General features: G+C 69.9%; 26 protein-coding genes. 18 read left to right on the top strand and 8 right to left on the bottom strand.

The window, feature by feature from the left end:
• Positions 1–97 precede the first annotated feature (97 nt).
• Both glyA and nrdR read left to right on the top strand, forming a co-directional pair.
• Positions 98–1,345, top strand: a complete 1,248-nt coding sequence (glyA, locus tag C7416_RS13845; protein WP_111519456.1) for a serine hydroxymethyltransferase — start codon at positions 98–100, stop codon at positions 1,343–1,345.
• Positions 1,346–1,500: 155 nt separating this feature from the next.
• Entirely contained in the window at positions 1,501–1,965 is a 465-nt protein-coding gene (gene nrdR, locus C7416_RS13840; protein WP_012353559.1) for a transcriptional regulator NrdR, read from the top strand.
• Positions 1,966–1,980: 15 nt separating this feature from the next.
• On the opposite strand, the gene C7416_RS13835 is transcribed toward nrdR, so the two are convergent.
• The 6 genes from C7416_RS13835 to C7416_RS13810 are packed head-to-tail and all read right to left on the bottom strand — an operon-like array spanning position 1,981 to position 8,341.
• Positions 1,981–2,439: a type IV pilin protein gene (locus tag C7416_RS13835; RefSeq protein WP_111519455.1), complete on the bottom strand. Its 459-nt coding sequence runs from the start codon at positions 2,437–2,439 to the stop codon at positions 1,981–1,983.
• Between the two features lie 5 nt (positions 2,440–2,444).
• Positions 2,445–5,843, bottom strand: coding sequence for a pilus assembly protein (locus tag C7416_RS13830; protein ID WP_111519454.1), 3,399 nt, complete (start codon positions 5,841–5,843; stop codon positions 2,445–2,447).
• Positions 5,843–6,430, bottom strand: a complete 588-nt coding sequence (locus tag C7416_RS13825; protein ID WP_111519453.1) for a pilus assembly PilX family protein — start codon at positions 6,428–6,430, stop codon at positions 5,843–5,845. The genes C7416_RS13830 and C7416_RS13825 overlap by 1 nt, the downstream gene beginning before the upstream one ends.
• Positions 6,427–7,152: a PilW family protein gene (locus C7416_RS13820; RefSeq protein ID WP_111519452.1), complete on the bottom strand. Its 726-nt coding sequence runs from the start codon at positions 7,150–7,152 to the stop codon at positions 6,427–6,429. Before C7416_RS13820 ends, C7416_RS13825 begins: the two co-directional genes overlap by 4 nt.
• 38 nt (positions 7,153–7,190) lie before the next feature.
• On the bottom strand, positions 7,191–7,754 hold the full coding sequence (gene pilV, locus C7416_RS13815) for a type IV pilus modification protein PilV (protein ID WP_240988181.1): 564 nt from the start codon (positions 7,752–7,754) through the stop codon (positions 7,191–7,193).
• Positions 7,745–8,341 carry a GspH/FimT family pseudopilin gene (locus tag C7416_RS13810; protein ID WP_240988182.1) on the bottom strand — a complete coding sequence of 199 codons (597 nt, stop codon included), beginning with the start codon at positions 8,339–8,341 and terminating at the stop codon, positions 7,745–7,747. The genes pilV and C7416_RS13810 overlap by 10 nt, the downstream gene beginning before the upstream one ends.
• Before the next feature lie 547 nt (positions 8,342–8,888).
• On the opposite strand from C7416_RS13810, the gene C7416_RS28950 reads away from it, so the two are divergent.
• The 12 genes from C7416_RS28950 (at position 8,889) to C7416_RS13750 (ending at position 19,231) form a co-directional block, all read left to right on the top strand.
• Entirely contained in the window at positions 8,889–9,206 is a 318-nt protein-coding gene (locus C7416_RS28950; RefSeq protein WP_146604279.1) for a hypothetical protein, read from the top strand.
• A complete protein-coding gene (locus C7416_RS13800) occupies positions 9,203–10,150 on the top strand; it encodes a PilW family protein (protein ID WP_240988183.1) in 948 nt (315 codons plus the stop codon). Before C7416_RS28950 ends, C7416_RS13800 begins: the two co-directional genes overlap by 4 nt.
• Complete coding sequence (locus C7416_RS13795; RefSeq protein WP_111519448.1) at positions 10,144–10,737, top strand: pilus assembly protein; 594 nt, start codon at positions 10,144–10,146, stop codon at positions 10,735–10,737. Before C7416_RS13800 ends, C7416_RS13795 begins: the two co-directional genes overlap by 7 nt.
• Positions 10,734–12,566, top strand: a complete 1,833-nt coding sequence (locus tag C7416_RS13790; protein WP_111519447.1) for a pilus assembly protein — start codon at positions 10,734–10,736, stop codon at positions 12,564–12,566. The genes C7416_RS13795 and C7416_RS13790 overlap by 4 nt, the downstream gene beginning before the upstream one ends.
• The gene (locus C7416_RS13785; RefSeq protein WP_111519524.1) at positions 12,566–13,021 is read left to right on the top strand and encodes a type IV pilin protein; all 456 of its coding nucleotides are present in this window, start codon (positions 12,566–12,568) and stop codon (positions 13,019–13,021) included. The genes C7416_RS13790 and C7416_RS13785 overlap by 1 nt, the downstream gene beginning before the upstream one ends.
• Positions 13,022–13,034: 13 nt before the next feature.
• Positions 13,035–13,589: a GspH/FimT family pseudopilin gene (locus C7416_RS13780; protein WP_181461237.1), complete on the top strand. Its 555-nt coding sequence runs from the start codon at positions 13,035–13,037 to the stop codon at positions 13,587–13,589.
• Between the two features lie 51 nt (positions 13,590–13,640).
• Positions 13,641–14,756: a bifunctional diaminohydroxyphosphoribosylaminopyrimidine deaminase/5-amino-6-(5-phosphoribosylamino)uracil reductase RibD gene (gene ribD / locus C7416_RS13775; RefSeq protein ID WP_111519445.1), complete on the top strand. Its 1,116-nt coding sequence runs from the start codon at positions 13,641–13,643 to the stop codon at positions 14,754–14,756.
• A 58-nt stretch (positions 14,757–14,814) separates the two neighbouring features.
• A complete protein-coding gene (locus tag C7416_RS13770) occupies positions 14,815–15,438 on the top strand; it encodes a riboflavin synthase (RefSeq protein WP_111519444.1) in 624 nt (207 codons plus the stop codon).
• A 268-nt stretch (positions 15,439–15,706) separates the two neighbouring features.
• Positions 15,707–16,816, top strand: coding sequence for a bifunctional 3,4-dihydroxy-2-butanone-4-phosphate synthase/GTP cyclohydrolase II (ribBA, locus tag C7416_RS13765; protein ID WP_111519443.1), 1,110 nt, complete (start codon positions 15,707–15,709; stop codon positions 16,814–16,816).
• Positions 16,817–16,901: 85 nt separating this feature from the next.
• The gene (ribH, locus tag C7416_RS13760) at positions 16,902–17,402 is read left to right on the top strand and encodes a 6,7-dimethyl-8-ribityllumazine synthase (protein WP_012353576.1); all 501 of its coding nucleotides are present in this window, start codon (positions 16,902–16,904) and stop codon (positions 17,400–17,402) included.
• On the top strand, positions 17,395–17,913 hold the full coding sequence (gene nusB / locus C7416_RS13755; protein WP_111519442.1) for a transcription antitermination factor NusB: 519 nt from the start codon (positions 17,395–17,397) through the stop codon (positions 17,911–17,913). Before ribH ends, nusB begins: the two co-directional genes overlap by 8 nt.
• Before the next feature lie 136 nt (positions 17,914–18,049).
• On the top strand, positions 18,050–19,231 hold the full coding sequence (locus C7416_RS13750; protein ID WP_111519441.1) for a pyridoxal phosphate-dependent aminotransferase: 1,182 nt from the start codon (positions 18,050–18,052) through the stop codon (positions 19,229–19,231).
• 91 nt (positions 19,232–19,322) lie between these two features.
• On the opposite strand, the gene C7416_RS13745 is transcribed toward C7416_RS13750, so the two are convergent.
• The gene (locus tag C7416_RS13745; RefSeq protein ID WP_111519440.1) at positions 19,323–20,441 is read right to left on the bottom strand and encodes a lytic transglycosylase domain-containing protein; all 1,119 of its coding nucleotides are present in this window, start codon (positions 20,439–20,441) and stop codon (positions 19,323–19,325) included.
• 649 nt (positions 20,442–21,090) lie between these two features.
• Here C7416_RS13745 and ubiD point away from each other — a divergent pair.
• From ubiD to C7416_RS13730, 3 genes are all read left to right on the top strand, one after another.
• Positions 21,091–22,617, top strand: a complete 1,527-nt coding sequence (gene ubiD, locus C7416_RS13740) for a 4-hydroxy-3-polyprenylbenzoate decarboxylase (RefSeq protein WP_111519439.1) — start codon at positions 21,091–21,093, stop codon at positions 22,615–22,617.
• Between the two features lie 129 nt (positions 22,618–22,746).
• The gene (locus tag C7416_RS13735) at positions 22,747–24,771 is read left to right on the top strand and encodes an acetoacetate--CoA ligase (RefSeq protein WP_111519438.1); all 2,025 of its coding nucleotides are present in this window, start codon (positions 22,747–22,749) and stop codon (positions 24,769–24,771) included.
• A gap of 22 nt (positions 24,772–24,793) precedes the next feature.
• Positions 24,794–25,696 (top strand): aldose epimerase family protein, encoded by a 903-nt coding sequence (locus tag C7416_RS13730; RefSeq protein WP_111519437.1) that lies wholly within the window; start codon positions 24,794–24,796, stop codon positions 25,694–25,696.
• A gap of 16 nt (positions 25,697–25,712) precedes the next feature.
• On the opposite strand, the gene C7416_RS13725 is transcribed toward C7416_RS13730, so the two are convergent.
• Entirely contained in the window at positions 25,713–26,090 is a 378-nt protein-coding gene (locus C7416_RS13725; protein WP_111519436.1) for a DUF5594 family protein, read from the bottom strand.
• A gap of 127 nt (positions 26,091–26,217) precedes the next feature.
• Here C7416_RS13725 and C7416_RS13720 point away from each other — a divergent pair, with 127 nt between their 5' ends.
• Positions 26,218–26,442 (top strand): hypothetical protein, encoded by a 225-nt coding sequence (locus tag C7416_RS13720; RefSeq protein WP_111519435.1) that lies wholly within the window; start codon positions 26,218–26,220, stop codon positions 26,440–26,442.
• The last annotated feature ends 291 nt before the right edge of the window (positions 26,443–26,733 follow it).

Below are 26,733 nucleotides of genomic sequence, written 5' to 3'. Positions count from 1 at the left end.
GGCCAAGCCGCCGCCGGTGCCGGTCGCCGCTAGCCTTCCCCGCGCGCCCTACCCCCGATGCCTGAATCGGATTCCCTTTTTTCAGACGAGTTTCGCCATGTTCGAACGCAGCCGTTTTACGATCGACCAGATCGACCCCGAGGTCTTTGCCGCCATCCAGCAGGAAAACCAGCGCCAGGAAGACCACATCGAGCTGATCGCCTCCGAGAACTACACCTCGCCCGCGGTGATGGCCGCGCAGGGTTCGCAGCTGACCAACAAGTACGCCGAGGGCTATCCCGGCAAGCGCTACTACGGCGGTTGCGAGTACGTCGACATCGTCGAGCAGCTGGCCATTGACCGCGTCAAGCAGCTGTTCGGCGCCGAGGCCGCCAACGTGCAGCCCAATTCGGGCTCGCAGGCCAACCAGGGCGTGTACTTCGCCGTGCTCAAGCCGGGCGACACCATTATGGGCATGAGCCTGGCCGAGGGCGGCCACCTGACCCACGGCATGGCGCTGAACATGAGCGGCAAGTGGTTCAACGTGGTCAGCTACGGCCTCAACGCCCAGGAAGACATCGACTACGACGCGCTCGAAAAGCTGGCGCAAGAGAAGAAGCCCAAGCTGATCATCGCCGGCGCCTCGGCCTTCGCGCTGCGCATCGACTTCGAGCGCATCGGCCGCGTCGCCAAGTCGATCGGCGCCTACTTCATGGTCGACATGGCCCACTACGCCGGCCTGATCGCCGCGGGCGTCTACCCGAACCCGGTGCCGCACGCCGACTTCGTCACCACCACCACCCACAAGAGCCTGCGCGGCCCGCGCGGCGGCGTGATCCTGATGAAGGCCGAGCACGAGAAGGCGATCAACTCGTCGATCTTCCCCGGCATCCAGGGCGGCCCGCTGATGCACGTGATCGCCGGCAAGGCGGTGGCGTTCAAGGAAGCGCTGACGCCGGAGTTCAGGGAATACCAGCAGCAGGTGGTGAAGAACGCCGCCGTGCTGGCCGAGACCCTGATCGCGCGCGGCCTGCGCATCGTCTCGGGCCGCACCGAGAGCCACGTGATGCTGGTCGACCTGCGCGCCAAGAACATCACCGGCAAGGAAGCCGAGCGCATCCTGGGCGAGGCGCACCTGACCGTGAACAAGAACGCGATTCCGAATGACCCGGAAAAGCCGTTCGTCACCTCCGGCATCCGCGTCGGCTCGCCGGCCATGACCACGCGCGGCTTCAAGGAAGAAGAAGCCCGCATCGTCGGCAACCTGATCGCCGACGTGCTGGACAACCCGCACGACGCCGCCAACATCGCCGCGGTGCGCGAGCAGGTGTCGGCGCTGACCAAGCGTTTCCCGGTCTACGGCTGACGCTGACAGGCCGCCCGCGCGCACGCGCACGGGTGGCCGGCAGCTCCGCGGTCCGCGCCACCCCCGGCGCTGGCCGCGGGCCTCGCCAACCCGCCCCGCCGCCGCAGAACGACAACACGGACAAGGCGATGGGGTTCAACTGAAGGTGGTCCGGCATGAAATGCCCCTTTTGCGGTCATTCCAATACCCAGGTTCTCGACACCCGCATGTCGGAAGACGGCGATGCCGTGCGCCGGCGCCGCCGCTGCGAAGCCTGCGACCGCCGCTTCACCACCTATGAGCGGATCGAGCTGTTCTTCCCCGCCATCGTCAAGAAAAACGGCTCGCGCGTGGACTACGCCCGCGCCAAGCTGAAGGATTCGATGCGCCTGGCCTTGCGCAAGCGCCCGGTCTCGGCCGAAGCCATCGACGAAGCCATCACCCGGATCGAAGAAAAGCTGCTGGCGCTGGGCGAGAAGGAAATCCCCAGCAGCCAGGTCGGCGAACTGGTGATGCGCGAGCTGCGCAAGCTCGACAAGATTGCCTATATCCGCTTTGCCTCGGTCTACCGCAGCTTTGAAGACGTGTCCGAATTCTCGGACGTGCTGGCCGAAGTCACCGCCGGCAGCGGCAAGCGCTGACGCCCGCGTTTTCCGCTACCAGCACTGCGCCGACGCCACGCCGGCGCGCATCCCCGTGTTCCCCTGCAGCCCAAGGTGGTTGAGGGTATAGCTGCCGCAGTCGTCCCCCGCCTGCGGGCCGACCGGCGCCGCGGTCGCGGTATAGCTGGTGGCCGGATTGCCCGCCACCACCGTCAGCTGGTAGTAGGCCTGTCCGCCCGACTGGACCGCCACAGGGAACGCGTCGCCGGCATATCCCAGCGCCGCGGGCGTGCCGCCATAGACGTTCTGCGTGCTGAACAGCCGCTCCTGGCGCGCCGCGAGATCCAGCAAGGCGGTCTTGGCGTCGGTGCGGCGCGACTTGCGCACGTGCTCCGTGTAGGACGGATAGGCGATCGCGGCCAGGATCGCGGCAATCGCCACCGTGATCATCAGCTCGATCAGCGTGAAGCCGGCGGCGGCGCGCCGCGGCAGCGGGAAGGCAGGCAGGTTCATGGTGGTCAGCGCAGCCGGATCCAGTTGAGACGGGCGCCCGCGCCGTTGGCGCCGGGGTTGATCTGGGTGATGGCACCGCTGCCGCCCACGGTCTGCTGCACCAGGTAGGGCCGCTTCTTCGCCGTCACCACCGATGGCGTGCCGGTGCCGCTCAGGCCGATGCCGCTGACGATGCCGTTGTTCAGCAGCGGGAAGCTGCTGCTGTTGGTGCTGCTGAAGAACGACTGCGCGGCCGCGCCGCCCGAGCCCATCGACACGCCAATGGTGAAGCCCGACGGCACCTCGGCATTGCACGACAGCGCCTGCGACAGCGCCGAACTGGGCGGGATGGTGGTGTTGACGATCACCATGCCGTAGGCGATCACCGGGTTGTAGATCACCTGCTCGCGCGTGGCCGACGGCAGCGGCAGCTGCCAGCCGTACTTGTTGTTGCCGCTGGCGCAGGCGCTCGAGCCCTGCCAGCACACCTTGTTGGCGCTGACCGTGCGCACCGTCACCGTGCTGCCGGCCGCCCGCCCTTCGGCGGTAATCGATTGCTGCGTCAGGTTGGCGGCGGACAGCGGCCGGGTGGCGCTGGCCAGCGACGCATAGCGGGCCTGCGCGCCGGCCACCGCGTTCCATCCCGCCATGTCCCAGTCCCACACGCCATACAGCCCCTGCCCGCCCGGCTCGAACACCGCTTCGCTGCCCTGCGTCTGCTCCAGCCGGCGGCCCGTGCCGAACGCGACCACCACGCGCGGCATCGCCGCGGCGCCGGTTCCGGTGCCGGGCACCGAGCCCACCGCCACCCTGGTGGAGATCGGCTTGCCGCCGGTCTGCATCAGCGGGCGGCTGCCGGCGCGCCAGTGGTCCGGATTGTCCGAGGTCAGGTCGAAGCGCCACAGGTTGCCGAACACGTCGCCGGCGTAGACGTAGTCGGTGATGTGGTCGCCGTCGAGATCGGCCGGCGTGACATAGGCAATGCCGTTGCGGCTGCTGGCGCCGGCCGGGTCCTGCTGCGGCCCGTAGCCGGTGCCGAGATAGCGGAAGCTGCGCGAGCCGTCGGCCGGGTCGACCAGCATGATGAACAGGCCGGCCGAGCCGCTCTTGCTGCCCAGGCCGTTGCCGAACAGCACCGCCCACTGGCCGTTGTGCAGGCGGCGGATCACGGGCGTGCCATAGGTGTTGCCGAGGTTGTCGCCGCACGCGCTGTCGCCGGTGCACTGCAGGGTGTTGTTCCACTCGCCGATCACCGTGGCGCTGGCCGCCGCCGGGGTATCGTCGAAGCGCTCCGGATCGGTCACGTCGAGGGCGTAGAGCGCGCCGCCGGTCGCGGCCGCGGCCTTGCTGGCGAGCGGGCCGCCGCGGTTCGCGCCCGGCCCCAGCCCGCCGACCAGCCAGGTATGCCAGGCACCGGCGTAGTAGAGATCGCCGGTGCCGGGCGTGGCATCGACAAACAGGTTGTGCACGTATTGCGGCGAACTGTAGGCGAGCGCCGCATTCGACGACTGGATGGTGTCCAGCACCGCGCCGGGCATGTACGCCAGCACCTCGCGGCCGTCGTTGGGCTTGCCGGCGTCATTGCCGACAAAGGCGCCCGCCGCGTTGTAGTAGCCGGAACGGAAGCCGTGCAGCAGCCCGTCGTTGGCGCCGACATAGACCACGTTGAGCCGCTGAGCCCTGGCTTGGCGGAAGGCGTCGTAGCTGCCGGCAGGCTCGGGCGGGCTGGCGCGCTTGTACAAGGCATCGGTCCAGGGCCCGCTGTACGGCGATGACGGCGCGCCGACCCAGGCCGGGCTGGAATCGATGATGTCGCCCAGCACGCCGGTACGCTTGCGGAACAGCCCGGCGCCGGCCGCGGTCAGCTCCTTGCTGCGGTCCCCGCGCAGGTAGTCGAGGCGGTCGCCGCTCGGTGCGGCATCGCCGGCGGTCAGCTTCGCCTTCTGCGCGGCTGGCAGGTTGGCATCCCAGCGCAGCGGGATGCCGGTGCTGCCGCTCCAGGTCAGGATCCTGCGGCTGTCGGGCGCCTGCGCCACCACCGAGGTGCCGGTCGCCGCGCAGTGGCCGCCGGTCAGCGTGCAATGCGCGTTCCAGTTGGCCACGGTGGCAATCGACACCGAATCGGTGGCGGGATCGTAGAGCAGGTTCTGCGCGCTCAGCTCGCCCCACCAGTTGGTCGGATGGTAGTAGGCCAGGTACACCTGCGAGCCCGCCTCGACCCGCGCCGACTGCTGCACGTTGGTGCCGGCCGAGCTGCTCGACTGGCCCACCGGCTCGGCCTTGAAGCAGGTGATCTCGTGCACGTTGCTGCCGCCGCCGGTGCCCGCGGCGAAGCCGAAGCGCAGCGACGCCGGCACCGGCCCGTTGGCCTGCGTGATGTCCTGGTCGGTGATCACCGGCGTGGCCGCGCCGCCGTTGTAGCTGTAGGACATGCTCAGCAGCCCGTTCTGCGTCAGCTTGAGCGAATAGACGATGGGGATGCCCTTGGCGCGCGTCGGCCTCGACACCGCCTGCTGGTTGGCGATCTTGTCGGGCAGGTCGCTGATGCCGAGCATGCGGTAGTTGTAGGCCAGCCGCCGTCCCCTGACGTCGCCGCCGTCCTTGCCGCTGCTCCAGTCCTGCACATAGCCGCGCGCACAGGTGTTCTGCACGGCCTGCGCGCGCTTGCTGGCGCTCAGGCTGTCGGGGTAATAGCCCGGATAGGCGGCGCGCAGGCCGGCCCAGTTGGTGTCGCCCGAGCCGCGCACGCTGATGCGGTTGGCCTGGAACGCCGGGCCCGAGTCGGTGTTGTCGGCCTTGTTCGAGAAGTTGCCGAACTCGTCGATGCCGATGCCGATATAGCCTCCGGCCACGCCGTCGTACGCGGCATTGACGTTGGAGCAGCTGTAGCCCAGGCTGCCGCCCAGCCCGCCAACAGTCGGGCTCTTGCTGCCGTCGGCCAGGTAGAAGCTGATGCCGTCGGCGCCGGTGCCGCGCAGGTTGTCGCCGCCGTAGGTGACGGTGGAGAACGTCACCTGCAGCCCTTCCTGCATGCCGAAGGTGAAGCGGGACACCACCGCGCCGGTCTGGTTGTCGCCGTTGGCGCCCTCGGCCGTGTCGCCGTTGGTCAGCCGCAGCGCGCCGTAGCCCGCGGCATCCGGCACGCTCCCGCTGGCGCCTCCGACCAGTTTCGAGTTGCGGTCCCGGTAGTAGGTGAAGCTCGATGTGGCGCAGCCCGGAATCGAGCCGGTGCCGTTGCCTGCGGTCAGGCACGCGCCATTCAGCGCCACCCAGTCGTAAGAGGACGAGGCCCCGTTCAGGTTGTCCTGGATCACCAGCGCATGCGCCGGGCCAGCCAGCAGCGCGTTGACGACGGCACTGACGGTGGCACTGACGGTGGCACTGACGGCGGCGGCAATGCCAGCGAGGCGTGGAGGTTGGCTCATCACTCTTTCCCGAGGTCCTTGGTGCCGGCGCCAAGCTGGTAGGTGCTCTGCACCACCGCGGCGGTGCCGTCGCCGCCGCCATAGCCGGCCCCGGTGACGCGGAACAGCATCGACAGGCCATCCGGCGACAGGCCCAGATAGTGGATGTAGAGGCTGGGCGCGCGCGCGTAGTTGATGTCGGTACCATTCAGGCCGCCGGGGCTGCCGGCCGTCGCAAGGCGCATCGACGGCGGCAGGTAGTCGGCCCGCGCCGGCGTCCACGGCAGGCTGGCCGGGTCTGCCAGCGCGTTGGCGCAGACCTGCAGGTTGGCCGGATCGTTGGCGTCGATCACGGTGTTGCAGGCGGCGCCGGCGGAGCCGTTGCCCTGCCCCAGCCACCATTCGCCGTACTGCAGCGCGCCCTGCGCGGCCTCGAACGCGCGCTGCTTCTCGCGGGTGTTGCCGGCGATCTTCTCCTGCAGGCCGAAGCCGCGGAACATCGTCACCGACAGCAGCGACAGGATCAGCAGGAACAGCAGGCCGATGATCAGGACATAGCCGCGCGGCGCGGCGCCGGCGCGGAAGCGGTCTGGCTGGGCGCGTGTCATGGACGGTTCATCAGGCTGATGGTCTGGGTCCAGCCGAGCGTGGCCGGCTGGCCGGGCTGACCGGCAAAGGGATTGGCAAAGGTCAGCGTCACGCGCGCACTGCGCACCTGGCCCCACAGTGCGCCGGCGGTGACCGCGCTGGCGCTGAGGTAGGTGTCGACGTTGCCGCCGTTGCCGGTATCGGTGCCGTAGCGCACCCGTAGCGCGGTGATGCCACTGGCCAGCGGCACCGGCGCGCCGCCGTTGACCGCGCAGGTCAGCTCGTTGGCGGCGTTGACCGCAAAGGTGTTGAGGTAGGCGACACTGGCGCCGGAGGTATTGGCCGCGCCCTGGCAATTCATGATGCCGTCGCCGCTGGCGGTGACAAAGCGCGCCGTCAGCGTATCGCTGGCCCCGTCGGCGCCGGACTGGCCGACGATGGCCTGCCCCGCGGCGAAATCGCCAAAGGCGTTGCCGGCCAGCGCCGGCAGCGCGTCCGCCGCGACCTGGTTCAGCGGATCGGGGAAGTACCCGGCCGACTGCACCGTGTTGGCCAGCATCGTCATCACCAGGCGCTCGCTGTCCTGCAGCGCCGCCAGGCGCTCCTGGTCGCGCACGGTGCCGCGCAGGTTGAGGAACACCGTCATCAGCGCCGCCAGCATGAACAGCGCGATCACCATGGCGACCAGCACCTCGACCAGCGAGACACCGGCCTGCGCGCATCGATACCCGCGGCGATGCATGCCGCGAGATATTGGGCGCGGGATTCGCAGGATCGCTCTCATGGCTGGACGTGCAGCGTCAGGCTTTGCGTGGCGGCCATGGCCGAGGTCTGCGCCGCGGTGGTCTGGTTGTAGGCCAGGTAGTGCTCGCTCCAGGTGGCGGTCAGGCTGCAGCGGATCGGGCGGCTGATGTCGTTGCTGCAGTTGACCGTGGCCGCGTAGGTGGGAAAGTGCGCCGCCATGTCCGCGGCCCAGTGCTGGACGTCGTAGGCGGCCATCTGGATCGGCGTGCAGGCCACGCTGGCGCAGTCCGGCGCGGCCGCGCTGAGCGCGCCGGTGCTGTCGGTCACCGTCGCGCCGGACAGCGTGAACGTCTGCGGCGCCGTGCCGGCTGCCCAGAAGCCGCGGTTGCCGTGCATCGCCGCGGCCAGGCTTTCCAGTTGCAGCGCCACCAGCGAACGCCCGCGCGCAATCTGCGTATTGGCCAGCGCCGCCGCCTGCATCTTGGCCAGGCCGAGCAGCCCCACCGAGGTGATCACCAGCGTAATCAGCACCTCGATCAGCGACAGTCCGAGCGCCATGCGGCGCCGGCGCAGTCTGCCGATGCGTCCGGTCACTGGCATGCGCCCTCCCCGGCGCGCTGGATGGTCTGCCGGCCGGCAATATTGATGGCGATGCAGCGCGTAGCCTCGGCGGCCACCGGGCTGGTGCGCAGCGTCATCGTCAGCGCGCCGCCGGGCAGCACGGCAAAGCCATCGCGGTTGTAGCTCAGGAAGGCCGCGCCGGCGGGCGTGGTGAAGGTGTCGGTGGCGGACCAGCCGGCGCGGTAGTGCAGCACCTCGTCGGCCGGCGGCGCCGCGTCCACCGTTCCCGAGCCATTGCGGTCGACGAAGGCGATCCAGCCGCGCGCCCAGTTGCCGGCGCCCAGGCAGCCGGTGCCATTGGCGGACGGGCACACGCTGACCGGCACGCCGCGCTTGATGGCCTCGCTGCGCGCGAGCTGCAGGGTGCCGACCATCGACTGGATCTCGCTGTCGACGCGGCTGGTGCGCAGCAGCGAGACGAACGAAGGCGTGCCGATCGCTGCCAGGATCGCCACCATCACCACCACCGCCATCAGTTCGACCAGCGTCAGCCCGCGGCAGCGCCGGCGCAACGCGCGCGGCCGGGAGCCGGCACGGCTGCCGTTGCGCGCCATGCGCACAGGCATGCCCGGGCCGGGCATGGCCACATCGTGGTGGAGGCGGGGAGGCGCGGTATCGCGAAGGCGAACCGTCGCCGGCATGTCAGCGCGCGGGCAGAGGTGCCGCCGCCGATGGACAAGGAACTGCCAGGATGACCCGATGCATGTTGACCCCCGAAAAATGGCTTTGTTATCTGGGCAAGGCACTCCGCTCTGACGGCGGAAAGGCCAGCCCGTACCCGAAAATTCTTGTTCTATGCCTCGTTGCCGGCCGGGTGGCCGGCAACGGGATGCCGCCAATCGCGATTCGCCATTCGAATAGCGGAATCGATACGACTTTGCAACACCCGCGATAGTGGGGAATTTGATAATTCCTGTCAATTGCATCGCGCAGCGTTTGACGGCGACCCGGCATGGCGTTGGGCCGCCGCAACTGGTCGCGGACAAGCGACACGATCGGGTGCGGCAGGTCCGCGCTTAACACAATGGTGCGGATCTCCCCGCTTTACGTTTCGGCACGTTCGTGGCCGGGCGGGCTGGCTAATCTGGGCCCATCGCCTTCACAGCCCATGCCATGTCCTCACCTGCAACCCGGCGTCGACCGCCGCCGCCAGCTACCCCGCAACCGCGGCTCCAGCGCGCCTACGCGCTGATCGAGGCGCTTGGCGCCCTGTCGATCGTCGTTGCCGGACTGCTGCCGATGGCGGTGGTCGGCACCACCGGACTGGGCTGGCTGCGCCAGCTGGAGCGCCTGGCACAGGCCACGCGCAGCGCGGCCGACGATGCCGAACTGGGCCGCTGCGCGACGCCCTGGGCTGCGGTCGCGGCCATCGTGCCGATGCCGGATGCCGGCGGCTGCCTGCCCGCCGGGGCAACATGGGAGCGCCCATGAGCGGGGTCATTGACGCGCGCAGTGCGCGGACCCGCGCGCGCGGCTTCTCGCTGGTCGAGTTGATGGTCGGCATGACGCTGGGCCTGGTCGCCTCTGCCGCCGCCGGCGCGGCCTTCCTGAACGCGCACGCGGCCTACCTCGCCGCCACCGACCGCGTGCTGATCGAGGAACGCGGCCAGCGCGCGCTGGCCATTCTGTCCACGCTGCTGCGCCAGTCGGGCTGGCCGGGCGAGCCCGCGTCAGGCATGGCCGCCACCGCGCTGCCCGCGGTCAGCGGCGCGGACAATTGCGGCCAGCCCGCCATGGCCGCCGTGCCCGCCTGCGCCCGGGCCGGGGTCGGCCAAAGCGACGCGCTGCTGGTCCGCTTCAGCGGCAGCGGCCTGCCCGCCGCGCCGGCGCAGCCGGACGACACCATGACCGATTGCAGCGGCTATGCGGTCGCGGCCATGGCAACAGGCGCGCCGGCCACCGCACCGACCGCCGGCTATGTCGCCGAGAACCTGCTCTATGTGGCGGCTGGCGCCGATGGCGTGCCGCAACTGCTGTGCCGTTACCCGGCCCGCCGCAATGGCCTGATCGACGGCAGCGGCTGGACCTCGGGCGCGCTGGTGCGCGGCGTGGAATCGCTGCAATTGCGCTATGGGCTGGACCTGGACCAGGACGGCCGCCCCGATCGCTTCGAAACGGCATCGGCGATCGCCGCGCCGGGCGATGCCGCCTGGCAACGCGTGGTGGCGGTCCAGATTGCCCTCGCCGTGCGCGGCGACCGGCCGGGCTCGGCCACGCCAGTCCGGGGTAGCGCTACGGACACGCTGTCGCTGCCCGGCACCGCGGCGGCGGACCTGCCGCCCGCTACGCCGGCGCAGGCAGGCACAGCGCGCCGCGTGTTCGCCGCCACGGTGCGGCTGCGCAACGCGCCGCGCTGCGAGGAGACGCTGTGCTAGCGCCCCGCCTGCCACGCCCACGCCAGGCCGGCGCCGTCACGCTGCTGCTGTGCGCCACGCTGCTGCTGATGGTGGTGCTGATCGCCGCCGCCACGCTGCAGATGCTGCTGTCCGGCCGGCAGCTTGCCGTCATGCAGCGCGAGCGCGAACTCGCCTTCCGCGCCGCCGAGGCGGCCCTGCGCGACGGCGAGGCCGAGCTGCTGGCGGCCGCCGCATCGCCGGACACGCAGGACCGCCTGGGCCTTTGGCCGGCGCAGGGTGACTGCGGCCGCGGCCAGCAGGCCGGCGTCTGCCGGCCCGCGCTGGCCGGGCCGCCGGTGTGGCAGCCGTGGCTGCGGGCCGATGCAAACGTCGACGCCATCGGCGTGCCGCTGGGCCGCTTTACCGGCGCTGCGCTGCCGGCCGACGCGGCCGCACAGGAGCTGCCGCGCTATGTCGCGGAGATTCTGGATGAAACGCCGGCCGGCTACAGCGCGCCGGATCCCGCTGTCGCCCTCGCCCCGTGGCCGCGGATCCGTGTGACCGCGATCGGCTTCGGCCCCACGCGCGCCGTGCGCGCCCTGTTGCAAAGCGTGATCCAGCCATGACCTGCCTCGCCCGCTGCACGTTCGTCTGCCTTGCCCTGATGCTGGTTCCGGCGTGCCATGCCGCCGGGTCCGAAGCAGGCCGGCTGCCGCTGGCCTACCGGACCTCCAACGGCGCCTATCCGTGGACCGGGCGCTTGTTCGCCATCGGCTGGCAGGACCTGACGCAGGCGCCCTCGCCTGACTTGTGGGAGGCCGGTGACCGACTGGACCGCCGCACTGTGCCGTCGCGACGGATATTCACGTACGCCGCGCCGGACGGCGCAACGGCGCGCGCGATGCCGCTGCAGTGGGATGCTGTAACCGAGACACTGCACATGGGCGACAACGCCTCGGTGGACTGGCTGCGCGGCGACCAGACCCGCACCGGCCTGCGCCCGCGGGATACGCGCCTGGGCAACGCGGCAGGCGCGCGCGTGCGGGTGGTGGCGCCGCCGGCCTGGTCCCCCGGCAAACCCGGCCACGCCGGCTTTCGCCTGCGCTACAGCCTGCGCCCGCACGTGGCCTGGCATGGCACTGTCGACGGCCTGCTGCACGCGTTCGATGCCGCCACCGGCGAGGAGCGTGCCGCTTACCTGCCGGGCGCGCTGCTGCCCTATGCGCTGGCCATGCCGGCCCCGGGCACACCGACGCTGCCGCCGCCATGCCCGCGCCCGGAAACGCAGGATGTCACCCTGCGCGGCGAATGGCGCACGGTGCTGCTGTGCGGTATCCCGGCCAAGGCCGCGACCGGCAACCCCGCCGCGGTCTTCGCGCTCGACGTCACCGAGCCCGAAGGACAGATGCCGTTCGTGCCGATCTGGGAGATCGCCGCGACCGACGCCCTGCCACTGGCCGCGCGCGGGCCGGTACGCGCTGCCGGCATCCGTGGCCCGGATGGTCTGCGCTGGTATGCGGTGGTGATCATCGATGCAAGCGCCAATGGCGAGGCGGGTGTTGCCCGCGCCGGACTGGCGCTGCTGCCACTGGACAAGCCCGCCGGCGCCGCATGGGCCGGCCAGTACGCCATCCGCACCTTGCCCTTGGCGGAGCGCGACTGCCTCGGCGGCCCCGCGGCCGGCCAGCTGGTGGCGGTCAGCGTGCTGTCCGATCTCACTGGTGCCGCGCTCGCGGCCTATGCCACCGACGATGCCGGCCAGCTCTGGCGCTTCGCGCTCGCCGACGCGCCGCCGACGGGGGCAGGGCCTGCGGCGGCCTGCCTGTACCGGATGCAGGTGGCCGCGCAACCAGTCAGGGAAGAAGCCCCCGTATTGCTCGGATCCCCGTCCGCGCCCGTGGTGATCTACGGCGCCGGCAACGAACTGGCCGCGGTGCCCGATGAACTTATTTCACGCAGCGTCACGGCGCGCGTGCCTCGGCAGCTCACGACCCAGGCTGCGGACAACGGCCAAATCCTGCGCGCGACGCCCGGCGGCGCTCAGGATCACGGCTGGCGCCTGACCCTGCCCCATGCCGGCGAACAGCTGGTCGAGATCGAACCGGTCTTCCCCGGCTACCTGCTGTTCGTGACCCGCACGCCCGATGGCGCGCAGCGCAGCTATCTGGTGCTGGCGGCGACCGGGGAATCCGTCGCGCAGCGCAGTTCCGGCGAGCGCCTGCTGGTCGCCACCGGCCAGTTGCTGCCGCCCGGGGCCAGCGTGTTCGCGACCCGCACCGAAGTGCCCGGCACGCCCGCGCAACCGGGCGGCGCCGGACGCCAGGCGTTTGCCCTCTCGGTGTGGTCCGCCACGGGCAACGCCGTCACGCAGATCGCACAAACGCTGGCCACACGCCGCATCGGGCGCCTGCGCTGGCGCGAGATCGTCGGCCCGGCCAGGGAGGAGGCGCCATGATGGCCCAGGCATCGACCTGCCGGCGCAAGTGCGGCTTCAGCCTGATCGAGCTGGTGGCGGCGCTGGCCGTGCTGGCTATCCTCGCGGCCATTGCCGTGCCCGCGTGGCACCGCCATCTGGCGCGCGGCTGGCGCGCGCAGGCCCGCGCCGCGCTGACCGGCGCGATGCTGCAGCTGGAGCGGCATGCGCTGGAGACCATGACCGTCGCCGCCGCCCCGGGGTCCGACATGGTCGCCGGCCAGTGGCCGCTGCGCGTGCCAGCCAATGGCCCGGTGCGCCATCTGGTAAGCGCCGGCGCTTGCCCGCAAGCCGCGCTCGATACCTGTGTCGAACTCCGTGCGCTGCCGCAAGCCGCGGATCCCGAATGCGGCACGCTGATCCTGCGCAGCACCGGCCAGTGGCTGGCGCAGCCCGACGGCGCGGCGGTGCCGCAGCCGTTGCCACCCCATTGCTGAGGCCCGGATGGACATGCCATGGAATGCCGGCAGGCCTCGACACACGGGGGGACTGACGCTGGTCGAGCTGGTCGCCGGCCTGGCCATTCTCGGCGTGTTCACGGCCGCGGCCTATCCGCTGTTCAGCGGCATGCTCGCGCGCCAGCAGGTCACGCTGGCGGCCGACCGGCTGGCGATATCGCTGGCGCTGGCGCGCGCCACCGCGCTGTCACGCCGCGTCGAGGTGACGCTGCAGCCGCTGCCGGGCGAGTCCACGCTGAGCCCGGGCTGGCAGTTGGTGACGGCCGGCGCCAGCCCGGACCAGCCGGTGGTGCTGTCCGTGGTCGAGCCCGGCATGCCGTGCCTGTCCGTGGCCCTTCGGCAGACCGTGCGCGGCGTCAATGTGCTGAAATTCCTGCCTGTGGGATACTCTCGTTCTGAGCAGGGCGGTTTCCAGGCCGCCACCTTCACGCTTGGCTGCCGTGGCGAACAGCGGCAAGTCAGGCTGGGCGCGCAGGGACGTATCCGACTCTGCACACCCGGCCGCGACGCCGACTGCGAGGCGGCGGAATCCTCCGAACCGCCATGACCTGGCAGCCCTGCCACCCAATCTCAGCGCCAAGGCCCACCCGATCGCCGAATGTTTTCCGATACCGACCACGCCGCCATGCAGCAGGCGCTCGCGCTCGCCGCGCGGGGCATGTTCAACACCACGCCCAATCCGCGCGTCGGCTGCGTGCTGATCAAGGACGGCCAGGTCATCGGACAGGGCTTCACCCAGCCGGCCGGGCAGGACCATGCCGAGATCCAGGCGATGAAAGACGCGCTGTCGCGCGGGCTCGATCCGGCCGGCGCCACCGCCTATGTCACGCTGGAGCCGTGCAGCCATTTCGGCCGCACCCCGCCGTGCGCCGATGCGCTGGTGCGCGCCGGCGTGACGCGCGTGGTGGCGGCGATGGAAGACCCCAACCCGTCGGTCTCCGGGCGCGGCCTGCAGCGCCTGCGCGAGGCCGGCATCGACGTGCGCTGCGGCCTGCTGGAAAAAGAGGCGCGCGACCTGAATATCGGCTTTGTCTCGCGCATGACGCGCGGGCTGCCATGGGTGCGCGTCAAGGTGGCGGCGTCGATGGACGGCGGCACGGCGCTGCATGACGGCACCAGCCAGTGGATCACCGGCCAGGCCGCGCGCGATGACGGCCACGCCTGGCGCGCCCGCGCCTGCGCCATCCTGACCGGCATCGGCACCGTGCGCGACGACAATCCCGCGCTGACGGTGCGGGCCATCGCCACGCCGCGCCAGCCGCAGCGGGTGCTGGTCGATTCCCGCCTCGAAGTGCCGCTCGACGCCCAGATCCTGACGCCGGACACCGGCGAGTTCGCCAGGCCCGTGCTGGTGTTCTGTGCGGTGGAAGACCGCCAGCGGCAGCGCGCGCTGGAAGGCCGCGGCGCCGAAGTCGTGGTGCTGCCCAACCCGCACGGCAAGGTCGAGTTGCGCCGCATGCTGGAAGAACTCGGCCGGCGCGGCATCAACGAACTGCATGTCGAGGCGGGCTTCAAGCTCAACGGTTCGCTGGTGCGCGAGCACTGTGCCGACGAACTGCTGATCTACCTCGCGCCCAAGCTGCTCGGCGATGCCCAGGGCATGTTCAACCTGCCGCCGCTGGCGCGACTGCAGGATGCCGAGCAGTTCCACTGGCATGAAGTCCGGCAGATCGGCGACGACCTGCGCCTGATCGCCCGGCGCAACGATGCGTAGCGCTGGCACACCGGCAGCCCATCCGGGATTCCCAAAACCTCAAGCACAAGACTCCACCATGTTTACTGGCATTGTCGCGGCGGTCGGCCGCATTGAATCCGTGACCCCGCTCGGCGCCGACGCCGATGCCGGCGTGCGCCTGCGCATCGCCGCGGGCGGGCTCGACCTGTCGGATGTCATCATCGGCGACAGCATCGCCATCCAGGGCGCCTGCATGACCGTGATCGCCATGGCGCCCGACGCCTTCGACGTCGAGGTCTCGCGCGAATCGCTGGACAAGACCGTGGGGCTCGACCGCCCCGGCCGCGTCAACCTGGAGAAAGCGCTGCGCCTGGCCGACCGGCTCGGCGGCCACCTGGTGTCGGGGCACGTCGACGGCCTGGGCGAAGTGGTGCATTTCGCCCCGGTGGGCGAGTCGCACGAGCTGCGCATCCGCGCCCCGCGCGAGCTGGCGCGCTACCTGGCCTACAAGGGCTCGGTGGTGGTCAATGGCGTGTCGCTGACCGTCAACCGCGTCACCGATGAAGCCGACGGCTGCGAGTTCTCGATCAACCTGATCCCGCACACCGTCGAAGTGACCACGCTGCAGGAGCTCAAGCCCGGCGCGCGCGTCAACCTGGAGATCGACCTGATCGCGCGCTACGTGGAACGGATGCTGTCGGCCGCCCAGGCTCCAGCGTAAGGCGGGGCCGGCCAGGCGCCGCAGTCTGCACCCCTGCCCGTCCCGTCCCAAAGCCGCAGCACTTTCGCGGCCTGCGCGTCCCGCGTGGGCTGCCTTGGCGTACAATAGCCGGCTTGACTGGGCGACCTGCCGGGCGTATATGCCCCGGCCGGCCCGGCCCGAAGCCCCGCCTCAGTCCGGCCGCTTTCCACCGCGGCCACGGTTCCTGCCACAGCCAATTCGCCGGTTTTTCGCCTGATTTCCGCCCCAACCTGCCGTTCTGCACGCCATGACAATCGCCCGTACCGAAGACATCATTGCCGACATTCGCGCCGGCCGCATGGTCATCCTTGTCGACGAGGAAGACCGCGAGAATGAGGGCGACCTGGTCCTGGCTGCCGATTTCGTCACGCCGGAGGCGATCAACTTCATGGCCAAGCATGGCCGCGGCCTGATCTGCCTGACGCTGACCGCCGAGCGCTGCCGCCAGCTCGACCTGCATCCGATGGTAAGCCGCAACGGCACCCAGCACGGCACCAACTTCACCGTCTCGATCGAGGCGGCCGAGGGCGTGACCACCGGCATTTCCGCCGCCGACCGCGCCCGCACCGTGCAGGCCGCCGTCGCCCGCGATGCCAAGCCGGCCGACCTGGTCCAGCCTGGCCATATCTTCCCGCTGACGGCCCAGCCCGGCGGCGTGCTGATCCGCGCCGGCCATACCGAGGCCGGCTGCGACCTGGGCGCGCTGGCCGGCCTGACGCCGGCGGCGGTGATCTGCGAGATCATGAAGGACGACGGCACCATGGCGCGCCTGCCCGACCTGGTCGAGTTCGCGCAGGAGCATGACCTGAAGATCGGCACCATCGCAGACCTGATCCACTACCGCAGCCGCACCGAGAGCATTATCGAGCGCGTCGGCGAGCGCGCCATGCAAACCCCGTACGGCACCTTCCATAGCATCGCCTACCGCGACAAGCCGACCGGCCAGGCCCACCTGGCGCTGGTCAAGGGCACGCCCACGCCGGAACAGGAAACGCTGGTGCGCGTGCACGAGCCGTTCTCGGTGCTGGACCTGCTGGAAGTGAAATGCACGACGCACTCGTGGAGCATCCCGGCGGCGATGCAGGCGATTGCCGAGGCCGACCGCGGCGTGATCGTGCTGCTGAACTGCGGCGACACCGTCGAGCAGCTGTTCACGCAGTTCAGCGCGCTCGACGCGCCGCAGTCGCGGCCGCGCCGCAAGCCCGACCTGCGCACCTATGGCATGGGCGCGCAGATCCTGAAGGATGTCGGCGTCGGCAAGATGCGCGTGCTGGCCGCCCGGCAGCGCATGCCCAGCATGACCGGCTTCGACCTGGAAGTGACCGGCTACCAGCCGATGAGCGGCCAGGCCGACTGAGCCGGCCCCCAGGACAAAGCCATCCCCAATACCCGGGCGGCGGCGCATGTCGCCGCCGCCCTCCCGAAAACTGGAGAACTGAACAATGGATCACGGCTTCTACCCCAGCAACCTCGACGGTGAAGGCCTGCGTATCGGCATCGTGCAGGCGCGCTTCAACGAGCCGGTCTGCGCCGAACTGCTCGAGGCCTGCGTGGCCGAGCTGGAACAGCTCGGCGTCGAGGGCGAAGACACCCTGGTGGTAACCGTCCCCGGCGCGCTGGAAGTCCCGCTGGCACTGCAGAAGATGTGCGAGAGCGGCCAGTTCGACGCGCTGGTCGCGCTGGGCGCCGTGGTGCGCGGCGAGACCTATCATTTCGAGCTGGTCTCGAACGAGTCGGGCGCCGGCATCACCCGCGTCGGCCTGGACTTCAACGTGCCGATCGCCAATGGCATCCTGACCGTCGACACCGACGAGCAGGCCCATGCCCGCACCCGCGAAAAGGGCCGCGACTGCGCCCGCGCCGCGGTGGAGATGGCCAACCTTGTGGCGGCGCTCGATTCGCTGCGCGGCCAGGAAGACGAAGACGAGGACGACGATGAGTGATACGTCGAACACCCCGGACCAGGACGCCGGCAAGGCCGCCGGCGGCAAGCCCGCCGCGGCCCGCACCGAAGCCAAGGCGCCGCCCAAGAGCGCGCGCCGCCGCTCGCGCGAGCTGGCCCTGCAGGGCCTGTACCAGTGGCTGCTGAACCGCAACGACATCGGCGCGATCCAGGCCCACCTGCATGACGCCCAGGGCTTCAACAAGGCCGACCGCGAGCATTTCGACGCGCTGCTCAACGGCGCCGTGCGCGAAGAGGCCCGCCTGACCGCCGCGTTCGAGCCGTTCCTGGACCGTTCCGTCGACGAGCTGTCGCCGGTCGAGCGCGCCGCCCTGCTGGTCGGCAGCTATGAGCTGGTGCACTGCCTCGACATCCCGTACAAGGTGGTCATCAATGAAGCGGTCGAGCTGACCAAGACCTTCGGCGGCGTCGAGGGCTACAAGTACGTCAACGGCGTGCTGGACAAGCTTGCGGCCCAGGTACGCGCCGCGGAAGTGGCTGCGCGCCGCTGAACCATCCCGCGGCTGCGCCGTGCCGTCGCGCTGGCCCCGGCGCCAGCGGCGATGAAGACGACACCCGCCGCGGCGGGTGTTTTCATTCCCACCGACCCTCTTTTGCTGAACGGGCCCCTGCCCGCCCCGGAACACCATGGACTTGCAGCACCTGGCCACCGCCTCCCGCCTCGCCAACATCGACGCCTTCCATGTGATGGAGCTGGCCAAGCAGGCCGCCGCGCTGGAGCGCGCCGGCCGCCATATCGTGCACATGGGCATCGGCGAGCCGGACTTCACCGCCGCCGAGCCGGTGGTGCGCGCGGCCGAGGCGGCCATGCGCCGCGGCGTCACGCAGTACACCGGCGCGCTCGGCATCCAGCCGCTGCGCGAGGCCATCGCCGGCTATTACAAGACGGCCTACGGCCTGGACCTTCCGGCGCGGCGCGTGATCGTCACCGCCGGCGCGTCGGGCGCGCTGCTGCTCGCGTGCGCGGTACTGGTCGAGATCGGCGCCGAAGTGCTGATGCCGGACCCCAGCTACCCGTGCAACCGCCACTTCGTCGCCGCCTTCGACGGCGTCGCGCGCATGATCCCGAGCGGCCCGGCCGAACGCTTCCAGCTGACCGCCGCGCAGGTCGAGGCCAACTGGGGCGGGCAGACCCGGGGCGTGCTGCTGGCGTCGCCGTCCAATCCGACCGGCACCTCGATCCTGCCCGACGAACTCGCGCGGATCCTGCAGGCGGTGCGCGCGCGCAACGGCTTCGCCATCCTCGATGAGATCTACCAGGGCCTGTCCTACGACGCCGCGCCGGTGTCGGCGCTGAGCCTGGACCCGAACGTGGTCACGGTGAACAGCTTCTCGAAGTACTTCAACATGACCGGCTGGCGCCTGGGCTGGCTGGTGGTGCCCGCGGCGCTGGTCGAGGCCTTCGAGAAGGTGGCGCAGAACCTGTTCATCTGCGCGTCGGCGGTGGCGCAGTACGCCGCGCTGGCGTGCTTCACGCCCGAGGCGCTGGCCATCTACGACGAGCGCAAGGCCGAATTCCGCCGCCGCCGCGACCTGATCGTGCCGGCGCTGGAGTCGCTCGGGCTGCGCGTGCCGGTGCGCCCCGACGGCGCCTTCTATGTGTATGCGGACTGCCGCGGCGTCAACCACCCCGCCGCCGGCGATGCCGACCGCCTGACGCAGGCCATGCTGCACGACGCGGGGGTAGTGATGGTGCCCGGTCAGGACTTCGGCCCGCATACGGCGCGGGACTACATCCGGATCTCGTACGCGACCTCGCGCGAGAATATCGAAGAGGCGATGGCGCGGCTGGGCAAGCTGTTCCGCTGACCGCACCCGGCCGCGGCAGCCTTTGCGGCGGCAGGCCAATAAAAAAGCACCCCGCGGGGTGCTTTTCTTCTGGGCGATGCCGGTGCCAGACTCAGGCGTTGTGCGGCCCGTTGTTGGCTTCCAGCTTCTCGGTCGGCGAATGCTCGACCGGTGCCTTGTCCTCGGCCGCCGGCTTGTCGGCGTTGGCGGGCGCGCTGCGCACGCCGATCAGCTGGCGCAGGCGGGCGCGCTCGGCCAGCACCTTGGCGCCGTAGCCGCCATCGGTGGCCGTGGTGGCGCCGACGTAGTACTTCAGGCCGCCCTCGAGCGAGCCGGCGCGGGCGATGCAGTCCTTGAGCACCAGCGCGCCGATCTTGATGTTGGCGTACGGGTTCAGGGCCGCGGACACGCCGCCGACGGCTTCGTACTTGTCCTGGTGGACCTTGGTCATGACCTGCATCAGGCCCTGCGCACCCACGCCGCTTTCGGCGTACGGGTTAAAGCTGGACTCGATCGCGATCACGCCCAGGATCAGCAGCGGGTCGATGCCGACCTCGCGCCCGGTCAGGTAGGCCGCCTTGACCAGCTGCGCGGTGGCCTGGGCCGCCACGCGGTACTTGCGGGCGATATAGTCCGCCACCGCGGCCTGCTCGCGCGCGCTGCCCAGCGTGGCGCCGGTGCTGCGGGCGTCCGCGGCCACGCGCGTCACCGGGATCCGCGCGGCCAGGTGCGCGACCGACGGCACCTTGGTATTGGCCGCCAGGCTCCATTCGTCGACGCCCGACACGGTCGGCAGGCCAAGCTTGCCGCCGCGGCCAGTGCCATAGCCGAACTTGGCCGCCGCGACGTCCGCCGTGCTCGGCGGCACGGCACTGGATACGGCCGGGCTGTTGGCAGCGTTGGCAGCGTTGGCGGCAGTGCCGGCATGCGCGGGCGCTGCCACGGCGGCGCTCACCAGCACCGCGGGCGCTTCGTCACCAGCCAGCAAGGCGGCCAGCGTGGTGCGCCATTCCTGGCTCACCGACAGCGACACCGCCGAAACCACCGCCACCACGCCCAGGCTGTTCAGGGCGTACTTCAGCGTCGTGCGGCCACCGCGCAAGGCGCGGCCCGCGACCGGATGCGCGAGACGGACCTGCAATGCCCGACTCATTCCGGGTACCGGCTGTCGGAGGCGGACCTGCAGGGCCCGCCCGATGCCGGGAAGATGAAGGGTTTTCCAACCGCTCATGCTTACCTCCATCCGTTGCCCGCTTCGCGTGCCCGACTGCGGCATGCGCCCGATCTCAACGTACTCAAGTAAGGATGCCGCGCCGTCTAGCAGTGACGACCAAGCACCTGTTGGCAGGGCGCTCCCCATGCGCCCAACTGGAAACAGGCCGCACCCTGGGGGAGCGCAACCTGCCACGACTTAACTCTCTACACTCCGGCAAGTCGCCGGAGGCGACCGGTCACCCGCCATGCGCGCGGGACTATGACATCGGTCCTTGCTGGAGGGACTTTCTGGCACGTTGTTTTGATGTGCACCCCTTGACACAGGGGGAAAATCCATGTTGCGACGCAACACTCCATGGAGCAGACCGGATTGTAGGAACCGTGTTATATCCCGTCAAGAATAACGATTTGATAATTCACTACTTTCAGTTATTTGTAACAAGGCAGTTTTGGTCGATCCGGCATCACTCTGACGCCCGCAAACGCAGGCGTGGCCTTGGCTCGCCGCGTTACGGCCCGCCCCGGGGCGGGCAAAAAACTTACAATTTCCGCGGTACCGGCCGGACGATTTTTTTGCCGCCGCCTCGAGGAATGTGTATCGTCACCGACCTGACTGCCGCCTCCCTGGATCCGGTGCGGGATGCCGCACCACAACAGAATTCACCATGCAATACAAAGACTTGCGCGATTTCATCGGCCAGCTCGAAGGGCTCGGCGAGCTGCGGCGCATCGCCCGACCGGTCTCGCCCAACCTGGAAATGACCGAAATCTGCGACCGCCTGCTGCGCGCCGGCGGTCCCGCGGTCGTCTTCGAGCAACCTGCGGGCGCTCCCCATGGCGACATCTATAGCGTGCCGGTGCTGGCCAATCTGTTCGGCACGACACGCAGAGTCGCATTTGGCATGGGCGCCGAATCGATGGAAGACCTGCGCGACATCGGCCGGGTGCTGTCGGCGCTGAAGGAGCCGGAGCCGCCGCGCGGGCTGCGCGAGGCCGGCAAGCTGTTCACGCTGGCCAAGTCGGTGTGGGACATGGCACCGAAGCGCGTGAGCAGCCCGGCCTGCCAGGAGGTGGTGTGGGAAGGCAACGATGTCGACCTGGCGCGCCTGCCGATCCAGACCTGCTGGCCCGGCGACGCCGCCCCGCTGATCACCTGGGGCCTGGTGGTGACCAAGGGCCCGCACAAGAAGCGCCAGAACCTGGGCATCTACCGCCAGCAGGTGATCGGCCGCAACCAGGTGATCATGCGCTGGCTGGCGCACCGCGGCGGCGCGCTCGACTTCCGCGAGCATGCGCTGGCCAACCCCGGCAAGCCGTTCCCGATCGCGGTGGCGCTGGGCGCTGACCCGGCCACCATCCTGGGCGCGGTGACGCCGGTGCCCGATACGCTGTCCGAATACCAGTTCGCCGGCCTGCTGCGCGGCAGCCGCACCGCGCTGGCCGGCTGCCTGACGCCGACGCTGTCCGAGCTGAGCGTGCCGGCGTCGGCCGAGATCGTGCTGGAAGGCCATATCCAGCCCGATCCCAACCACCCGACCGGCTACCAGCACGCGCTCGAAGGCCCGTTCGGCGATCACACCGGCTACTACAACGAGCAGGACTGGTTCCCGGTCTTCACCATCGACCGCATCACCATGCGGCGCGACCCGATCTACCACTCCACCTACACCGGCAAGCCGCCCGACGAGCCGGCCGTGCTGGGCGTGGCGCTGAACGAGGTGTTCGTGCCGCTGCTGCAGAAGCAGTTCCCGGAAATCACGGACTTCTACCTGCCGCCCGAGGGCTGCAGCTACCGCATGGCGCTGGTGCGGATGAAGAAGCAGTACGCCGGCCATGCCAAGCGCGTGATGTTCGGCGTGTGGAGCTTCCTGCGGCAGTTCATGTATACGAAGTTCATCGTGGTGGTCGACGACGATGTCGACGTGCGCGACTGGAAGGAAGTGATCTGGGCCATCACCACCCGCGTCGATCCCAGCCGCGACACGGTGCTAGTCGACAACACCCCGATCGACTACCTGGACTTCGCCTCGCCGGTGTCGGGCCTGGGCTCCAAGATGGGCATCGATGCCACCGACAAGTGGCCCGGCGAAACCACGCGCGAATGGGGCACCCCGATCGCCATGGATGCCGCGGTCAAGGCCAAGGTCGACACTCTGTGGGAAACGCTGTTCGAGCGTCCCGCCGGTCGCTGATGGCAGCCGGCACGCGCCGGCAGCGATCCGCCGTTATCATGTCACGCTGATGCCGGGCGCCGCGACAGGCGCCCGCGGCCAACCCTCGCACCATCCGATGCCCGCGGCAGACGGGCCCAAGGAGGAGACATGACCACCGCCGCCCCGCTCGCCGAAGGCAACCTGATGTGGACGCCATCCGAGGCGTTCCGCGACCGCAGCCAGATCGCGCAGTTCATGCGCTGGCTGCGCACCGAACGCGGCCTGGCCTTCGACGACTACGACAGCCTGTGGCAGTGGTCCGTCACCGAGCTCGAAGCCTTCTGGGACGCCGTGCGCGCCTACTTCGACGTGCACTTCGACACCCCGGCCAGGCAAGTGCTGGACCGACGCACCATGCCCGGCGCGCGCTGGTTCGACGGCGCCACGCTGAACTATGTGCAGCAGGTGTTCCGCCATGCCGGCAGCGGCAGCGCGCGCCAGCGCACCGCCATCCGCCATGCCGGCGAGGCACAGCCGCTGGCCGACATCAGCTGGCACGCGCTCGAGGCGCAGGTCGCCTCGCTCGCGCATGCGCTGCGCCAGATGGGCGTGCAGCGCGGCGACCGCGTCGCCGGCTACCTGCCCAATATCCCCGCCACCGTGGTCGCCTTCCTGGCCACCGCCAGCCTGGGTGCGGTCTGGTCCGGCTGCGCGCCGGACATGGGCCAGGTGGCGGTGGTCGACCGCTTCCGCCAGATCGCGCCCAGGGTGCTGATCGCCGTCGACGGCTACCGCTACGGCGGCAAGGCCTACGACCGCGCACCGGTCGTGGCCGAGCTGGTCGCCGCCCTGCCCTCGCTGACCGACCTGGTGCTGGTGCCGCAAATCGGCGGCGGCGCGGCGACGCCTGCCGGCGTACGCGTGCACGCCTGGCAGGACGTGCTGGCGCACGACGTGCCGCTGGCGATCGAGCCGGTGCCGTTCGACCATCCGCTATGGATCGTCTATTCCTCCGGCACCACCGGCATGCCCAAGCCGATCGTGCACGGCCACGGCGGCATCGTCATCGAGCAGCTCAAGCTGATGGCGTTCCACAACAACCTGGGCCCGGACGACGTATTCCACTGGTACAGCAGCAGCGGCTGGATCATGTGGAACGCGCAGGTGGCCGGGCTGCTGCTCGGCGCCACCATCGCGCTCTACGACGGCAACCCGGCCTGGCCCGACGCCGGCGTGCTGTGGCGCTTCGTCGACGATGCCGGCGTGACCCTGTTCGGCGCCGGCGCGGCGTTCTTCACCAACTGCATGAAGGCCGGCATCGAGCCGGCGCGCATCGCCGACGTGTCGCGGCTGCGCGGACTGGGCTCGACCGGCTCGCCGCTGCCGGTCGAGGCCTACGACTGGATCTACCGCCATGTGCGCGAAGACATCTGGCTGGTGCCGATGTCGGGCGGCACCGACTTCGCCGGCTCGTTCGTCGCCGGCTGCCCGCTGCTGCCGGTCTATTCCGGCGAGATGCAGTGCCGCTGCCTGGGCGCCAAGGTCGAAGCCTTCGACGACCATGGCCGGCCGCTGGTCGACGCGGTCGGCGAACTGGTCTGCACCGAGCCGATGCCGTCGATGCCGCTCTACCTGTGGGGCGACACCGATGGCCAACGCTACCGCGACAGCTACTTCGACACCTACCCCGGCGCCTGGCGGCATGGCGACTGGATCAAGATCACCAAACGTGGCGGCGCGGTGATCTACGGGCGTTCCGACGCCACCATCAACCGCCACGGCATCCGCATGGGCACCAGCGAGCTGTACCGCGTGGTCGAAGACCTGCCCGAGGTACTCGACAGCATGGTGGTCGACCTCGAATACCTGGGCCGCGAATCGTATATGCCGCTGTTCGTGGTGCTGCGCGAAGGCGTGGTACTCGACGACGCGCTGCGCGACACCCTGCGCGCGCGCATCCGCAGCGCGCTGTCGTCGCGCCATGTGCCCAACGAGATCGTGCAGGCGCCCGGCGTGCCGCGCACGCTGTCGGGCAAGAAGATGGAGGTGCCGATCAAGAAGCTGCTGCTGGGCCATGCGCCCGAGAGCATCGCCAATCGCGACGCCATGGCCAACCCCGACACGCTCGACTGGTACTTCGACTACGCCGCGCACTTCCTCAAGGCGCGCCAGGCCGAGTCGGCCACGACCTGAGCGCCACCACATCGTCCAGGCCATGCACAACCTGCCAACCGAAGACTTCCAGGGCCAGCCGCTGGTGCGGATCGGCCACGCCGATTCCTGGCTGCTGCTGGCGCCGCAATCCGGCGCGCGGCTGGTCCGCTGGGTCCACCGCGGGCAAGACCTGCTGTACTGGCCCGATGCCGCCGACTGGAGCCGCCCGGCCAAGGTCCGCGGGGGCAACCCGCTGCTGTTCCCGTTTATCGGCCGGCATTTTGTCGAGGGTAACGCGGGGCAATGGCGCGACGGACAAGGGACGGTCCATACCCTGGCGCAACATGGCTTTGCGCGCGACCTGCCGTTCGAGGTCAGCGCCATCGACCCGCATACCGCCATCACGATGACGCTGCGCGACAGCGAGGCCACGCGCGCCGGCTATCCGTTCGCCTTCGTGTTTGACGTGGTCTATACCTTGCTGCCCGACGGCCTGGAGGTAGCGCTGCGGACTACCAACCCCGGCACGCAGCGCCTGCCGTGTTATCCCGGCCACCACTTCTATTTCGCGCTGCCCCACGCGCAGCGCAGCGCGGCATCGCTGGCGCTGCCGGCCACGGCGCGTATGCGCCAGCTACCCGATGGCAGCCCGGGGCCAGCCGGGCCCGGCGAGTCGACCTACCAGCTGGACGATCCACGGCTGCAGGACACCTTCCACGTCTTCGGCGGCAGCCCCTCGGCGCAACTGGCCATGCCGGGCCGCAATATCCGCTTCGAGCTCGATCTGCCCGGCAGCACGCCCTGGCGTGCCGTGACCACCTGGTCCGAAACCGAAACCTCCGACTTCTATTGCGTGGAGCCGTGGGTGGGACTGCCCGACGCCATCCACCATGGCCACGGCTTGCGCTGGATCGAGCCGGGCCAGGCGGAAAGCGCGGTGTGCCGGCTGCGCGTATCCGGTTGATTCAGGCCAGCGCCGCTCAGTGTTCAAAATCCAGCCCGCCGATCAGGATCTGCGGGTCGGCCTGCGACAGCGAGCGGAAATCGATGCCGCGCGGCTCCTGCCACGCCCGCAGCTTGGACGGCAGCGCCGCCAGGTAGCCGGCAAAGCGTGCCTCGCCGCCCGCGGCGAACAGCCGCTGCACCTCCAGCCCGTCCCACGCCAGCGTGATATCGAGCGCATACGGATGGCGCCGCAGCTCCGGCGGGCCCTCTGCGGTCATGCGCAGGCGCGGCGGCTGGCCCGGGCCATCGGCAGGCAGCGGCTGGAGTTGCAGGCGCCGGTGCTGCTGGCCGATCGCATCGGTGATGCGCGGCAGGCATTCGGCTTCGAAGCGGGCGAAGAAGTCGGTGGTCAAGGTGGGGGTATCCTGACGTTGCGGGAGGGGTGGCGGCGCTCAAGGCCGTATGCGCGGTTTGCCAGCCACTATACGCCGGGCTCAAGCGACGGGCAGCGAGGGCAAACGCGACCTATCATTGACTGCTATGGAGCCCTACAGGAACCTGAGCGGCAATTCCGGCATCGACGCCTACGAACTCGGCCCCGAGTACATCCGGGTCCGGTTCGGCGACGGGCGCGTCTACACCTATGACTACCGGCGCCCGGGCCGCAGCCATGTGGAACAGATGAAGCGCCTCGCCACGGCGGGACGCGGGCTGTGCAGCTATATCAGCCAGCAGGTCGGCAAGGACTTCGCGTACAAGGCCTGAGACGCTGAATGCGCCCCATCGGCCACTCGCTTGCGCTCCCCCTGGATCCCGCATAGAATCGCGGGTTCGCGGGCGTCGTATAATGGCTATTACCTTAGCTTCCCAAGCTGCCAAGGTTTCCAATATCGGCGCGGCTTTCAGCCTAATTCCCGCTCCGCAATTCTCCATTTCCGGCAACCCGGAAACCCGCATCCCGCCTATACCCGCTCCCGTTTTGCGGAGCAAGAAATTCCGCAGATTAAGGGGGATTCGAACCCCCGCAGGTGCCCGTGTCTATTGGCCTGGCGGGGT

The organism is Cupriavidus phytorum (genome assembly GCF_003254285.1).
GTDB lineage: Bacteria > Pseudomonadota > Gammaproteobacteria > Burkholderiales > Burkholderiaceae > Cupriavidus > Cupriavidus phytorum.
The sequence above is the reverse complement of the archived record's forward strand: the minus strand, read 5'-3'. Positions and strand labels throughout refer to the sequence as shown.

Coding starts and splice junctions, on each gene's coding strand:
- pilV (WP_240988181.1), bottom strand. CDS start 7,754: ATGCCAGTGACCGGACGCATCGGCAGACTGCGCCGGCGCCGCATGGCG.
- C7416_RS13800 (WP_240988183.1), top strand. CDS start 9,203: ATGAGCGGGGTCATTGACGCGCGCAGTGCGCGGACCCGCGCGCGCGGC.
- C7416_RS13820 (WP_111519452.1), bottom strand. CDS start 7,152: ATGCATCGCCGCGGGTATCGATGCGCGCAGGCCGGTGTCTCGCTGGTC.
- nusB (WP_111519442.1), top strand. CDS start 17,395: ATGAGTGATACGTCGAACACCCCGGACCAGGACGCCGGCAAGGCCGCC.
- C7416_RS13830 (WP_111519454.1), bottom strand. CDS start 5,843: ATGAGCCAACCTCCACGCCTCGCTGGCATTGCCGCCGCCGTCAGTGCC.
- ribD (WP_111519445.1), top strand. CDS start 13,641: ATGTTTTCCGATACCGACCACGCCGCCATGCAGCAGGCGCTCGCGCTC.
- C7416_RS13785 (WP_111519524.1), top strand. CDS start 12,566: ATGGCCCAGGCATCGACCTGCCGGCGCAAGTGCGGCTTCAGCCTGATC.
- C7416_RS13720 (WP_111519435.1), top strand. CDS start 26,218: ATGGAGCCCTACAGGAACCTGAGCGGCAATTCCGGCATCGACGCCTAC.
- C7416_RS13810 (WP_240988182.1), bottom strand. CDS start 8,341: ATGCCTGTGCGCATGGCGCGCAACGGCAGCCGTGCCGGCTCCCGGCCG.
- ribBA (WP_111519443.1), top strand. CDS start 15,707: ATGACAATCGCCCGTACCGAAGACATCATTGCCGACATTCGCGCCGGC.
- nrdR (WP_012353559.1), top strand. CDS start 1,501: ATGAAATGCCCCTTTTGCGGTCATTCCAATACCCAGGTTCTCGACACC.
- ubiD (WP_111519439.1), top strand. CDS start 21,091: ATGCAATACAAAGACTTGCGCGATTTCATCGGCCAGCTCGAAGGGCTC.
- ribH (WP_012353576.1), top strand. CDS start 16,902: ATGGATCACGGCTTCTACCCCAGCAACCTCGACGGTGAAGGCCTGCGT.
- C7416_RS13730 (WP_111519437.1), top strand. CDS start 24,794: ATGCACAACCTGCCAACCGAAGACTTCCAGGGCCAGCCGCTGGTGCGG.
- C7416_RS13835 (WP_111519455.1), bottom strand. CDS start 2,439: ATGAACCTGCCTGCCTTCCCGCTGCCGCGGCGCGCCGCCGCCGGCTTC.
- C7416_RS28950 (WP_146604279.1), top strand. CDS start 8,889: ATGTCCTCACCTGCAACCCGGCGTCGACCGCCGCCGCCAGCTACCCCG.
- glyA (WP_111519456.1), top strand. CDS start 98: ATGTTCGAACGCAGCCGTTTTACGATCGACCAGATCGACCCCGAGGTC.
- C7416_RS13750 (WP_111519441.1), top strand. CDS start 18,050: ATGGACTTGCAGCACCTGGCCACCGCCTCCCGCCTCGCCAACATCGAC.
- C7416_RS13745 (WP_111519440.1), bottom strand. CDS start 20,441: ATGAGCGGTTGGAAAACCCTTCATCTTCCCGGCATCGGGCGGGCCCTG.
- C7416_RS13780 (WP_181461237.1), top strand. CDS start 13,035: ATGCCATGGAATGCCGGCAGGCCTCGACACACGGGGGGACTGACGCTG.
- C7416_RS13790 (WP_111519447.1), top strand. CDS start 10,734: ATGACCTGCCTCGCCCGCTGCACGTTCGTCTGCCTTGCCCTGATGCTG.
- C7416_RS13825 (WP_111519453.1), bottom strand. CDS start 6,430: ATGACACGCGCCCAGCCAGACCGCTTCCGCGCCGGCGCCGCGCCGCGC.
- C7416_RS13735 (WP_111519438.1), top strand. CDS start 22,747: ATGACCACCGCCGCCCCGCTCGCCGAAGGCAACCTGATGTGGACGCCA.
- C7416_RS13770 (WP_111519444.1), top strand. CDS start 14,815: ATGTTTACTGGCATTGTCGCGGCGGTCGGCCGCATTGAATCCGTGACC.